At 41.0% G+C, this 12,322-nt stretch carries 12 protein-coding genes; 7 read left to right on the forward strand and 5 right to left on the reverse strand.

Annotated features, from left to right (window positions below):
• Window positions 1-545: 545 nt before the first annotated feature.
• The gene (gene nirB / locus B3S92_RS06300; protein WP_296203941.1) at window positions 546-3,182 is read left to right on the forward strand and encodes a nitrite reductase large subunit NirB; all 2,637 of its coding nucleotides are present in this window, start codon (window positions 546-548) and stop codon (window positions 3,180-3,182) included.
• A gap of 46 nt (window positions 3,183-3,228) precedes the next feature.
• Window positions 3,229-3,606 (forward strand): nitrite reductase small subunit NirD, encoded by a 378-nt coding sequence (gene nirD / locus B3S92_RS06305; protein ID WP_296203944.1) that lies wholly within the window; start codon window positions 3,229-3,231, stop codon window positions 3,604-3,606.
• Between the two features lie 133 nt (window positions 3,607-3,739).
• Here nirD and B3S92_RS06310 read toward each other — a convergent pair whose 3' ends face one another.
• The 3 genes from B3S92_RS06310 to ispF form a co-directional block, all read right to left on the reverse strand.
• Window positions 3,740-4,231, reverse strand: a complete 492-nt coding sequence (locus B3S92_RS06310) for a hypothetical protein (protein ID WP_296203947.1) — start codon at window positions 4,229-4,231, stop codon at window positions 3,740-3,742.
• Window positions 4,232-4,573: 342 nt separating this feature from the next.
• Window positions 4,574-4,906 carry a Grx4 family monothiol glutaredoxin gene (gene grxD, locus B3S92_RS06315; RefSeq protein ID WP_077451454.1) on the reverse strand — a complete coding sequence of 111 codons (333 nt, stop codon included), beginning with the start codon at window positions 4,904-4,906 and terminating at the stop codon, window positions 4,574-4,576.
• Between the two features lie 125 nt (window positions 4,907-5,031).
• Window positions 5,032-5,544 carry a 2-C-methyl-D-erythritol 2,4-cyclodiphosphate synthase gene (gene ispF / locus B3S92_RS06320; RefSeq protein WP_296203956.1) on the reverse strand — a complete coding sequence of 171 codons (513 nt, stop codon included), beginning with the start codon at window positions 5,542-5,544 and terminating at the stop codon, window positions 5,032-5,034.
• A gap of 54 nt (window positions 5,545-5,598) precedes the next feature.
• Here ispF and mnmA point away from each other — a divergent pair, with 54 nt between their 5' ends.
• Both mnmA and purB read left to right on the forward strand, forming a co-directional pair.
• Window positions 5,599-6,810 carry a tRNA 2-thiouridine(34) synthase MnmA gene (gene mnmA / locus B3S92_RS06325; RefSeq protein ID WP_296203958.1) on the forward strand — a complete coding sequence of 404 codons (1,212 nt, stop codon included), beginning with the start codon at window positions 5,599-5,601 and terminating at the stop codon, window positions 6,808-6,810.
• A 222-nt stretch (window positions 6,811-7,032) separates the two neighbouring features.
• The gene (gene purB / locus B3S92_RS06330) at window positions 7,033-8,442 is read left to right on the forward strand and encodes an adenylosuccinate lyase (RefSeq protein WP_296203959.1); all 1,410 of its coding nucleotides are present in this window, start codon (window positions 7,033-7,035) and stop codon (window positions 8,440-8,442) included.
• 179 nt (window positions 8,443-8,621) lie between these two features.
• Here purB and B3S92_RS06335 read toward each other — a convergent pair whose 3' ends face one another.
• Complete coding sequence (locus B3S92_RS06335; RefSeq protein ID WP_028858515.1) at window positions 8,622-8,810, reverse strand: NF038104 family lipoprotein; 189 nt, start codon at window positions 8,808-8,810, stop codon at window positions 8,622-8,624.
• A 168-nt stretch (window positions 8,811-8,978) separates the two neighbouring features.
• Here B3S92_RS06335 and B3S92_RS06340 point away from each other — a divergent pair, with 168 nt between their 5' ends.
• Both B3S92_RS06340 and B3S92_RS06345 read left to right on the forward strand, forming a co-directional pair.
• Complete coding sequence (locus tag B3S92_RS06340) at window positions 8,979-10,175, forward strand: cupin domain-containing protein (RefSeq protein WP_296203963.1); 1,197 nt, start codon at window positions 8,979-8,981, stop codon at window positions 10,173-10,175.
• A gap of 220 nt (window positions 10,176-10,395) precedes the next feature.
• Complete coding sequence (locus tag B3S92_RS06345) at window positions 10,396-10,566, forward strand: hypothetical protein (protein ID WP_296203964.1); 171 nt, start codon at window positions 10,396-10,398, stop codon at window positions 10,564-10,566.
• Between the two features lie 96 nt (window positions 10,567-10,662).
• Here the strand turns inward: B3S92_RS06345 and B3S92_RS06350 are convergent, their stop codons facing one another.
• Window positions 10,663-11,472, reverse strand: a complete 810-nt coding sequence (locus tag B3S92_RS06350; protein ID WP_296203967.1) for an enoyl-ACP reductase FabI — start codon at window positions 11,470-11,472, stop codon at window positions 10,663-10,665.
• A 233-nt stretch (window positions 11,473-11,705) separates the two neighbouring features.
• On the opposite strand from B3S92_RS06350, the gene folE reads away from it, so the two are divergent.
• A complete protein-coding gene (gene folE / locus B3S92_RS06355; protein ID WP_296203970.1) occupies window positions 11,706-12,311 on the forward strand; it encodes a GTP cyclohydrolase I FolE in 606 nt (201 codons plus the stop codon).
• Window positions 12,312-12,322: the final 11 nt, after the last annotated feature.

Raw genomic sequence — 12,322 nt, forward strand, 5'->3', positions numbered from 1 at the left:
ATATAAGAAAAATAAAATATAACTTAATGTTTACTTAATAAGGTCGTTGCAAGCTACGTGCCATGTATTTGTTATTTAGATAAATTTTATAGTTAGCTATTTGTTTTATCGTTAACTCTTTAAAGAAGATTTAGTACTTTGCCCTGAAATAGCCCTTATATGACAATTTAATTTTATTAAGCACCAAATTAACGCCTTTCATAAAAAAATATCTAATTCTCTATTAAGCCATTGCTTCCTTTTATGAGAGAAAATTTAGGATGTTTAATGCTGTCCAATACAGAAAATACAAACATTTACCATGAATGCTTATTAGCTATATAAGCTCATTGGCTGCCTTTCCCTGTAGGGTTGGGTTAATTATTTCTGTGTTGTTGTTTGATCAAACCTATTCTTTTTACTTATTGTTTTAAAAAGAATCCTTTAAAAATAATATGTGATGCTTGGCATGATTATTGAATGTATTACGGTAGGCACTAAGTAGTCAGCGCTTTTAAAGGGCCCTTCCCTAGCCTGCTACCTGACACCCATCTAAAGGAATAATCATGAGTAAGGCAGATATGAATAAAACAAACAGTAAAGATAAAGCCAATTTAATAGTGGTTGGTAATGGCATGGTTGGTCATCATTTTGTAGAGAAAGCAATTGAACTTGGCTTAAATGAAAAATATGACATTCATGTCTTTGCTGAAGAAGACCGCCCCGCTTATGACCGTGTCTATTTATCGAGCTACTTTGAGCACAAAGATGCTAGCAAACTAAACTTGGTGGACATGGCTCACTATGATGCCAAAGGCATTAAGCTTCATCTTAATAAACGAATCGTTGACATTAACAGTGACACTCACAGCATCACTGTGGAAGGCGGAGAAAGTATCTCCTACGAGAAGTTGGTGTTGGCAACTGGCTCTTACCCTTTCGTCCCACCTATCGAAGGTGGCAATCACTCACATTGCCACGTGTACCGCACTATCGCCGACTTAGATGACATTCTTACCACAGCAAACAAACCCAACGTTAAAAAGGGCGTGGTTGTCGGCGGTGGTCTATTGGGGTTAGAAGCCGCCAAAGCTTTGGTTACTTTAGGTCTTGAAACTTATGTGGTCGAATTTGCACCTCAGCTTATGGGAGTCCAACTAGACCCAGCTGGCGGAGAGATTCTAAAGAAAAAAATCGAAGCGTTGGGCGTAACCGTACTGACTGGTAAAAACACTCAAGAAATTATTCATAATCGTAGCGTTTCCTTAAACCATGACATCCATCAAAAAGATGTCCAAGATGAGGTACATCTCGATAAAGGCACCTTCTTAACTATGAAGTTCACTGATGATACGGAGCTTGATACAGACCTTATTTTGTTTAGTGCCGGCATCCGTCCGCAAGATGCCATAATGAAAAACAACCCTGAGTGCGGTGTTACCTTGGGCGGCCGCGGTGGTATTTTAATCAATGATTTTTGCCAAACCAATAATGAAGATATTTACGCTATCGGTGAGTGTGCGGTTTGGGACAACAAAATCTTTGGCCTAGTAGCGCCTGGATATACTATGGCCAGTATCTGTGCCGCTCAAATAGCGGGTGATACTGAGCAAACTTTTACCGGTGCTGATATGAGCACCAAGCTTAAACTTATGGGCGTCGATGTCGGTAGTATCGGTGATGCTCACGGCAAAACTGAAGGCAGTTTAAGTTATGTCTATCAGAATCCTAACGAAGGGATTTATAAAAAGCTGGTCACTAGTAGTGATAATAAAAAACTATTGGGCGCTGTCATGGTCGGTGATACCGAAGACTACAATAATTTATTGCAGTTGTTTTTAAACGATATTGACTTGCCTGCTCATCCCGAAAGCCTAATATTACCCAATGTTGAAAAGCCGTCTATGGGCGTTGATAACCTTCCTGATACAGCCACCATCTGCTCTTGCTTTAACGTTACCAAGGGCGCTATTTGTGGCGCGGTCAATGAGGGTGCTTATTCAATTGCTGATGTTAAAAGTGGTACTAAGGCCGGTACCGGCTGTGGCGGCTGTGCTCCCATGGTGAAAGATGTCTTGGCGCATCAGCTTACCGAGCTAGGTTTTGAGGTCAATAATGATCTGTGTGAGCATTTTGCTTATTCTCGTCAAGAGCTTTATAGCTTAGTAAGAGTACAAGGTATTAAAACCTTTGATGAGCTATTAGCTGAGCATGGTAGCGGCCGTGGCTGTGAGATATGCAAGCCTGCTGTGGCCTCTATCTTATCGTCATGTTGGAACGATTATGTACTAAAGACAGAGCTTGCTCCACTGCAAGAGACCAACGATTATTACTTAGGCAATATCCAGAAAGATGGTACCTACTCAGTTGTGCCCCGTGTGGCTGGTGGTGAGATTACCGCTGATAAACTTATTGTATTGGGTCAGGTCGCTAAAGATTTTAATCTTTATACCAAAATAACTGGTGGACAGCGTGTGGACTTATTTGGGGCACGATTAGAGCAATTACCCGATATTTGGGAGCGTTTGGTCGAGGCAGGTTTCGAAACCGGTCATGCGTATGGTAAATCTCTACGCACTGTAAAATCTTGTGTGGGTAATAATTGGTGCCGCTATGGCGTAGAAGACAGCATGGGGCTTGCCATCAGACTTGAGGACCGTTATAAAGGCGTGCGCTCACCGCATAAGATTAAGATGGGAGTTTCAGGTTGTACCCGTGAATGTGCTGAAGCTCAGTCCAAAGATTTCGGTATTATTGCCACTGAAAATGGCTGGAACCTTTATGTGGCCGGTAACGGCGGTATGGTGCCTCGTCATGGCGAGCTGTTTGCCACAGATCTCAATACCGATACCTTAATTCAGTACATTGACCGTATTACCATGTTCTATATCAAGACTGCCGATAAGTTACAGCGCACCTCAAAGTGGCGTGAAAGCTTAGATGGTGGCTTAGATTATCTAAAACAGGTCATTATTGACGACAGCTTAGGCATTGTCAAAGAATTAGAAGAGCAAATGCAGTTATTGGTTGATAATTATGTTTGCGAGTGGAAAGCCACCATTACTGACAAAGAGAAGCTAAAACGTTTCCGTCATTTCGTTAACAGTGAGTTGGCTGATGACAACGTGGTGTTTGTGACTGAACGTGAGCAAATTCGTCCTGCTACTGAAACCGAAAAACAGGTGTTAGAAATGATAGTTTAGCGTTACCTAACTCCTATTTCATAATCACTGACACAAGGAAAGTCTTATGACCACTCAATTAATTTGTAAACTTAACGATATCATCCCAGAAGGGGGCGTTTGTGCCCTGATAGAGGGCAAACAAGTGGCTGTTTTTCGTACCAAAGATGACCAACTCTTCGCAATTGATAACTTTGATCCTTTTAGTAACGCCAATGTCTTATCGCGCGGTCTAATTGGGGGCACCCATATCAAGACTGAATTGCAAGATGGTAGCGTTAAGGAGCAAGAAGTTATCTATATTGCCTCCCCTATTTACAAGCAGCGATTTGACCTAGCAACGGGTCACTGCTTAGATGATGACACGGTTAAACTGGATTGCTATGACGTGAACTTAGAAGGAGATAAAGTTATAGTCAGCCTGAAAGATGCAATAGCAGCTTAAGCCCTTTGTTGAAGCGATTAAAAAACACACGCTACATAAAGTTTTAAAAAAAAAGCACTCGAGAATTATCTTGAGTGCTTTTTAGCTGTCTTAAGTGATTTTTATAATTGAACTTAGCAGTTAACTGAGTATATCAGTTTTGAGTTTGGCTTATAGGCACAATACGCTCGTGCTGACCGTCACCCAATAAAGACTGACTGCCTATCCCTTCAGGATTTATTTCAAGATAAGCGGTCATCTGAGCCACTACTTCTTGATCTCCTTCAGATAAAATACGCTGTTTAATCGCTTCAACAGGGGGTACAGGTAAGTTCTTCAATAAAGACAATAACTGACTGCTCTGACCTTTAGTAACCACCAATTCAATTAGCTGGCGAGCATCAACAGGCAAATCTGCTGTTGACTGAGCCATAAGTGCTAAATGATAGGCGCCATGAGTGTCTTCATCCATCATTACCCGTTGCTCAATGGCTTTATAAGTCTCACTGGTTGCTCCCCCTGCCACACTTAGTAAGTGGATACACTTGAGAGAAGAATGCACCTCGTTATCAGCAATGGCTTTTATTTTTTCTGATTGTTCTTCTAATAATTTGCGTCTTTGAACTAACTTGTCATCTGAAGTCATATTTTATTCCTAAATTTTCTAAAAACGGGCTATTGCTGACTCTAATTAAAAATCATGTTCTCAATATCTTTAAGTCTATTGGCTAGTAGCTTAAACCTATTAAAAACAACTGCCCGTCTTTAGCGTATGCCCAAAGTATACTTATTAAATAGTTTTTACTTAACAGATATATGGCGATTATTATGGATTTATAAAGCGCTGAAATACAAAAACATAACATGCCTGCAGGTCGGCAACTAAACACTAAAAAAGCCCCAGATGTTTTCTGAGGCTTTTTTAGTGTTTGACTTACTTTTTAGCACTATTCTTTTTAGGGCAATGTTTTTAGTACTATTTTATCAATTAGGCTGGGCTGTGCTCTTCAACCAAAGGCTTAAGCTCACCTGATTGATACATCTCAAGGATAATATCAGATCCGCCCATTAACTCACCATTGATCCATAACTGTGGGAAAGTTGGCCAGTTTGCAATCTTCGGTAAGGTAGCGCGAATTTCAGGGTTCTCTAAAATATTAACGAAAGCAAATGGACGACCAATTTGAGTCAATACTTCAATAGCCTTTGCAGAGAAACCACACTGTGGGAATTGCGGTGTGCCTTTCATATAAAGAAGTACTGGGTTTTCTTTAATTTGGTTACGGATTAGGGTTTCGATATCTTGATTTTGATCTGTCATAATAAATCCTTATTGGAAGACACGTGTAAAACTTCAGTTAAAGAAGCAGGGAGAATGAAAGTAACGTTAAATTATTAATGGGGATGGTAACAAATAATGCAACAAAAATGCATGTTCAACACAGATTATTGTTTGCTCACGAGAACCACAGCACTGCATAAAATACCTTCTTGACGACCGGTAAAGCCCAACTTCTCAGTAGTAGTCGCTTTAACACTAATGTTTTCAACATCAGTGGCCAGGTCTTGGGCAATATTAGTACGCATCGCTAGGTTGTGTTTGGCTAACTTGGGACGTTCACAAGCCACAGTAATGTCAGCATTAATCAGCTTATAACCCTTTTGCTGAACTAAATCATAGACATGACGCAATAGAACTCGTGAATCTAGACCTTCATTGGCATCATCGGTATCAGGGAAATGCTGGCCAATATCACCCAAAGCCAAAGCTCCCAATAAAGCATCAGCTAGAGCATGTAATACCACATCGCCATCAGAATGCGCCAATAAGCTATGGCTATGCTCAATCTGCACCCCTGCCAATGTCACAAACTGTTGAGCAGCACTATCTTGGTTTCCACTCTCTGACGACTTGTCATAAAAGGCATGTACGTCAATACCTTGTCCAATTCTTATCATTATTAGCCTATCAGTGTTATAATTTAGCCAAATTTTAGCATAGTTTCTAATAATATGACGATATCTGCCTCTTTTGACAATAACCCTTACGATTTACCTGCATTGCGCCTAAGTGATGTGCCTAATCCTGAACAGACACGAGTAATCGTAGGTATGTCGGGTGGTGTGGACTCTTCTGTATCTGCAGTACTACTGCAAAAAGCAGGCTTCCAAGTGGAAGGCTTGTTTATGAAAAACTGGGAAGAAGATGACGGCACCGAGTACTGTACGGCTATGGAAGACCTAGCCGATGCTCAAGCTGTGTGTGATAAATTAGGAATCACCCTACACACTGCCAACTTCGCTATGGAATACTGGGACCGAGTATTTGAACACTTCTTAGCCGAATACCAAGCCGGCCGTACCCCAAACCCAGACATTCTTTGTAATAAAGAAATCAAGTTTAAAGCCTTCTTAGATTATGCCTCTGATCCTAAATTTGGGCTTGGCGCAGATTACATCGCTACCGGTCACTATACTCGCCGCAGTATCAATTACACGCGTGAAGATGGAACTGAAGTAGCGCGCCTATTACGTGGTCTAGATAATAATAAAGACCAAAGTTATTTCTTACACGCAGTGGGCGGCGATAAAATTGCCAAGACTTTATTCCCAGTGGGTGAATTAGAAAAGCCTGAAGTGCGTAGAATTGCCGAAGAGTATGAATTGGCCACTGCTAAGAAAAAAGACTCTACTGGTATTTGCTTCATCGGCGAGCGCCGCTTCAAAGATTTCTTACAACAATACTTGCCGGCCAAACCTGGCAATATTGTGACCGATGATGGCATTACCATTGGCAAACATGACGGGTTAATGTATTACACTTTAGGTCAACGTGGTGGCATCGGTATTGGCGGCGTAAAAGACCGTCCTGAAGAGCCTTGGTTTGTACTAAAAAAAGACTTGACCAACAACGAGCTTATTGTGGGTCAAGGTCATGACCACCCTATGCTTCTGAGTCAAAGCTTGATTGCCTATAAATTAGATTGGGTTGAGCGTGTTGCTCCGAAAGCCCTGTTTAGTGAGCAGGGCTTAAAGTGCGTGGCCAAGACCCGCTATCGCCAACCGGATCAAAGCTGTACAGTATTTGCAGATTCTGAAGACGGTAGCCGAGTTAAGGTTGTATTTGATGAGCCACAGCGCGCGGTTACTCCAGGTCAATCTGCGGTGTTTTATGTTGGTGAAGTTTGTTTAGGTGGTGGCGTTATTGAGTCTTTTGAGGCATAAGCCTTTTGCTACAACCTGCCTTTACGCCATATTTATGAGCGATAACTTGCTATAATTAGCTTCAGTAATTGTAAAATGCTTACCTCACTAGGCATTACATTGACATTAGGTATTATATTAAAGGGAACCTAGGTTCCCTTACTTTATTTAATTTGCTGTAAACGTTTAAACTTCGTTTTTTAATAATCTCGTTTCATTAACCCACTGAGTTGAAGGATATTTATGTCTGCCTCTTTATCTGCGTTAACTGCCCTATCTCCTATCGACGGTCGCTACGCCAGCAAAGCTGATTCACTACGTGAGCATTTGTCTGAGTTTGGTCTAATTAAAGCCCGTGTTACCGTTGAAATTCGCTGGTTGCAAGCCTTAGCTGACAATGGCGCCATCACTGAATTGGAAAAATTTGATGCCGAAACCAATGACTTCTTAAATGCTATCGTTGATAACTTTAGTGAAGCTGATGCTCAAGCTATTAAAGACATTGAAAAAACCACCAACCATGATGTAAAAGCAGTTGAGTATTTCATCAAAGATAAGTTCCGTGGTAATGCTAAATTAGAAGACAGCCTAGAGTTCATTCACTTTGCTTGTACTTCTGAAGACATCAACAACCTATCTTATGCGTTAATGCTTAAAGACAGCCGTAAAATTCTTGTTGCTAAGTTACAAGAAGTGACTGACTCAATTGTGGCCCTTGCCAAAGAGCATGCTAAACAGCCAATGTTGTCACGCACTCACGGTCAGACCGCTAGCCCAACTACTTTGGGTAAAGAGATGGCTAACGTAGCTTACCGCTTAGCCCGTCAAATTAAGCAGATTAATGAAGTAGAATTATTGGGTAAAATCAATGGTGCCGTGGGTAACTACAACGCTCACTTATCAGCCTACCCTGAAGTAGACTGGACCGCTCATGCACAAAGCTTCATTACAGAACGTTTAGGCCTAGTCTTTAACCCTTACACCACTCAGATTGAACCACACGATTACATCGCTGAATTATTTGATGCGGTTCGTCGTTTCAATACTGTATTAATCGATTATAACCGTGATATCTGGCAGTACATTAGCTTAGGCTATTTTAAGCAAAAGTTAAAAGAAGGCGAAGTTGGCTCATCAACCATGCCGCATAAAGTTAACCCAATTGACTTTGAAAACTCTGAAGGTAACTTAGGCGTGGCAAACGCTATGTTGGCTCACTTAGGTGAAAAACTGCCTATTTCACGTATGCAGCGCGACCTATCTGACTCAACGGTTCTACGTAATATTGGTGTAGGCCTTGCACAAAGTATGATTGCTTATGACGCGTGCCTAAAAGGTATTGGCAAGTTAGAAGTCAACCCAGAAAGACTAGATAGCGACCTTGATAATGCTCAAGAAGTACTGGCTGAGCCTATTCAAACCGTTATGCGCCGCTACCGTGTGGAAAACCCATACGAAAAACTAAAAGCCTTAACCCGTGGTCAAGCCATGACCCGTGAAAAAATGCTTGAGTTTGTGAGTGGTAACGAATTAGATGCGGTTCCAGAAGCGGATAAAAAGCGCCTACTTGAGCTGACGCCTGCTACTTACATTGGTAATGCTGATGAGCAAGCTTTGGCAATTGAAGAATGGATTGCTAAGCTAAACAAGTAATCATTGCTTTAAACTTAAAGCCATTTGATGTTAGAGAAACAAAAAAACCCTGCTTTTATAAGCAGGGTTTTTATAATTATGAAGGCAATATCTTATTTGGCTGAAGCTAAAGGGGCTATGTGAACTGGTTCAACTGCTACTTAATTCAGTTAGCATCAAACCAATAAGACTAAAAAATCTTAATCTTTTTTATCATCCTTATCGTCATCACCACCAGGTATAATAGCTTTACCCACGGCTACAGTGCCTTTAACTACGCCTTTGGTGGTTTTATAGGCTACTTTAACAGGCACAGTAACCAATTTGTGTACGCAACCTTGTATCATGATACTGCTAATGATAATGGTTAATAGCGTTAATTTTTTCATAACTTTCCTAGAAATTATATAGACTCATTTAAGCAACGATAATAAAGCATTAAAATAGCATACTAAAGCTAGATTTTATATTATTTCCCTACTCTAACCTTAACAACAAATGAAATAGCTGACCGAATAAATGGTCAACAAAACTGATTTAACCACCCTGGATTATTTATGATACCCCTTGATTTTTGTTTACCTGACAATATTACCGCAGAACAGTTCTTAGCTGAGTACTGGCAAAAAAAACCGCTGCTTATCAAGCAAGGCTTACCTCAATTAAAAGATATGTTTGAACCAGAAGATATCTTGGGATTAAGTCTGGATGAGGCCGCCACCTCTCGGCTGATTACCCAAAATAAAACCGAAACTGGCGAGCAGTGGCAATTACAACAAAGCCCGTTAACCGAAGAGATGTTCGCTAATTTGCCTGAGCAGTGGACCGTATTGGTTCAGAACTTAGAGCAATGGTCGCCTGAACTCGGTCAGCTATGGAATGCCTTTAACTTTATTCCGCAGTGGCAACGAGATGACATCATGGTGTCTTATGCCCCCAAAGGCGGCTCTGTGGGCAAGCATTACGACGAGTATGATGTGTTTTTAGCACAAGGCTTTGGCCACAGACGTTGGCAACTTGGCAAATATTGCAATGAAAACACCGAATTTATTGAAAATCAGCCTATTCGTATTTTCGATGATATGGGAGAGGTAATTTTTGATGAGGTATTGGAGCCCGGTGATGTACTGTATGTCCCGCCTAAGCTTTCTCATTATGGTGTGGCACAAGATGATTGCTTAACCTTCTCTTTTGGCTTTAGACGCCCAAATTTAATGCAAGTTTTAGACAGCTTAGTCGATGCAGCAACCAGTGAACCTTCACTGTTTACGCCACTACTATTAGATCAGCCCTTACAAGCCCCCGGAAAGCTGAATCAACACAGTATCTCACAGATAAAACAGCAACTGCTTGAACTACTGCAGTCCGATCAAGGTGAGGCTCTGGTCGCAGAAGCTGTCAGTGAAGTGGTCAGTAAACGCCAGTATGAGCTTTTAGTCCCCGAAGATAGCCTTGAGGCAGAAGAATTACAACAAGCCTTATCAGAGGGAGCCATAATAAGAACCGATTACAGCAGCCGCCTAATTTATACTGAAGTTGATGATCAGCTAATAGTTTATGCTAACGGTCAGCCTTTAGCCGATATTAGTGACTCTGAAGCAGAGCTGTTAAAGCGCCTAGCAGATGCTGACAGCCTAACCTACGAAGATTTTTTAGCAGCGAAACTATCTACTGAGACTGTTATGAGCTGGCTTGAGAACAGTTGGGTTTGGTTAGACTTTGGATCAGAGCTTGAGTCAGACTTCGAAAGTTAAGCGCTATATTTACATTAGCGACATATTTTAGGGTCCATTCAGGGATTTATTAACGTCACCTCTTTATTAGTTTACATTTGTACACACACTTTACTTTATTTGCTTTTATAATGAAATGGTGAGTAATCAATCATGCACTTTGATATTGGGTTATTGGGTTAATAAGCTATTAGCCTATTTTCACAATAATACAGGGAGTGCTCTAATAAGGAGAATTACCATGTCAGATGATAATACAGTCAATAAAACTACGAAAATGGCCCGTAATGATATTAATCAGGATCATTTAGACAAAAAAGATCAGCAACGTACCAATGATTGCGCCTTAGACATGATGCAAGGTATGCACGAGCATGAAGAACACGACTCTAATGATCAAGATAGTAAATAATACGGCAATTATTAAATAAGTATAAAGATAAAAAAAGACGCTTTAAGCGTCTTTTTTTATGGGGTAATGATTTACCAATAATGGCAGTAAACTTATTTATTGTTGCTCATCTAGATGCAGTAATTGCTCACTAATTCCTACGGTATTAAATCCTGCATCGACAAATAAAATTTCACCAGTAATGCCTGAAGCCCAAGGCGACAATAAGAATAAAGCCGCATTTCCTACTTCCATTTGGTCTACGTTTCGCTGTAGTGGCGCAATCTTAGCATTCACATCTAACATTCTACGAAATGACTTAATACCACTGGCCGCTAAAGTACGAATTGGGCCTGCAGAAATGGCATTGACTCTGATGCCTTCACCCCCTAACGAGGTTGCTAAATAGCGAACGCTGGCTTCTAGGCTAGCCTTGGCCATACCCATCACATTATAATTCGGAATAACAGCCGTGCTGCCTTGGTAAGTCAATGTTAACAAAGAGCCTTGACGCTTTGCCAATAATTCACGTGAGGCACGCGCTAAGGCCACAAAGCTATAGGCTGAAATATCATGAGCAATGGCGCTGCCTTCTCTGCTTGTCACCTCAGTAAAGTCACCATTTAACTCTTCAGCAGGAGCAAATCCGATAGCATGTACTACCCCATCAATGCCCTCGGACCAATGCTCGGCAACCGCTGCGAAGCAGGCTTCAATCTCACTATCAGAAGCCACGTCACACGGCAAAATCATATCTGCTGCAAACTGTTCAGCGGCCATCTCTACCCGCTTTTTCATCTTGTCATTGGGGTAGGTCAAAATCAATGATGCCCCTTCCCTGTGTAATGCCTCTGCAATTGCCCAAGCAATGGATAGCTTACTGGCAATACCTGTCACTACGAAACGTTTACCTTGTAATAATTTCACGAACCACTCCCTTATTTTAATTTTAAGTTGGCTTAGCCCAGATCTTTTTGAGGGGCATTTTTTTGAATTCAATGACTACAATAGAATAATAATACAAAAATCTAGAGTTAGATGGCATTATGAGATTTTTTTGTGCCAAACTGAGAAATACTCAGCTATTTTTTGACAAAGACCTTTACAATTTATTTGTAGCCGTTAAGCTATAGCATTCTTCTAATTTGCTACTAATAACTATGTGTGATTCTAATTCAAACGCTTCAAATTCAAATCTAGATCCTAGACTACCCAGTCCTGATCTTTACGCTAAATTAATTGCTTCAACTGGTGAGGATTTAAACCGTCCTGGCTTAGTTGATACGCCCACTCGTGCCGCAAAAGCATTCGGTTATTTAACTCAAGGTTATCATCAAACCCTGGAAGAAGTCACCAATAATGCTGTATTTCCGACCGATAATCCAGAATTGGTTCTTATTCACAATATTGAGTTCTACTCGCTCTGTGAACATCACTTACTACCCTTCCATGGCGTGGCTCATGTGGGCTATTTACCAGACGGCAAAGTCATCGGTCTGTCTAAAGTTGCCCGTATCATTGATATGTATGCCCGCCGCTTACAAATTCAAGAGAATTTAAGCAAACAAGTTGCTGATGCTATCATGGAAGTGACTAACTGCCGTGGTGTTGCTGTGGTAATGGATGCCTCTCATATGTGTATGATGATGCGTGGTGTTAACAAACAACTCTCTAGCACACGTACAACCGCTATGCTTGGTGAGTTTAAGACTGACATTCAGGCCCGTAATGAATTTCTTGCAGCGGTTCCTGCCTCAAAAATCTAACTGCTTTAGTT

Origin of the sequence: Psychrobacter sp. UBA3962 (assembly GCF_002385225.1) — a bacterium.
Lineage (GTDB): Bacteria > Pseudomonadota > Gammaproteobacteria > Pseudomonadales > Moraxellaceae > Psychrobacter.

Bases quoted from the DNA above. Each gene is read 5' to 3' on its own strand.
- B3S92_RS06335 (WP_028858515.1), bottom strand. From the start codon at position 8,810: ATGAAAAAATTAACGCTATTAACCATTATCATTAGCAGTATCATGATA.
- folE (WP_296203970.1), top strand. From the start codon at position 11,706: ATGTGTGATTCTAATTCAAACGCTTCAAATTCAAATCTAGATCCTAGA.
- B3S92_RS06310 (WP_296203947.1), bottom strand. From the start codon at position 4,231: ATGACTTCAGATGACAAGTTAGTTCAAAGACGCAAATTATTAGAAGAA.
- nirD (WP_296203944.1), top strand. From the start codon at position 3,229: ATGACCACTCAATTAATTTGTAAACTTAACGATATCATCCCAGAAGGG.
- B3S92_RS06340 (WP_296203963.1), top strand. From the start codon at position 8,979: ATGATACCCCTTGATTTTTGTTTACCTGACAATATTACCGCAGAACAG.
- nirB (WP_296203941.1), top strand. From the start codon at position 546: ATGAGTAAGGCAGATATGAATAAAACAAACAGTAAAGATAAAGCCAAT.
- ispF (WP_296203956.1), bottom strand. From the start codon at position 5,544: ATGATAAGAATTGGACAAGGTATTGACGTACATGCCTTTTATGACAAG.
- grxD (WP_077451454.1), bottom strand. From the start codon at position 4,906: ATGACAGATCAAAATCAAGATATCGAAACCCTAATCCGTAACCAAATT.
- purB (WP_296203959.1), top strand. From the start codon at position 7,033: ATGTCTGCCTCTTTATCTGCGTTAACTGCCCTATCTCCTATCGACGGT.
- mnmA (WP_296203958.1), top strand. From the start codon at position 5,599: ATGACGATATCTGCCTCTTTTGACAATAACCCTTACGATTTACCTGCA.
- B3S92_RS06345 (WP_296203964.1), top strand. From the start codon at position 10,396: ATGTCAGATGATAATACAGTCAATAAAACTACGAAAATGGCCCGTAAT.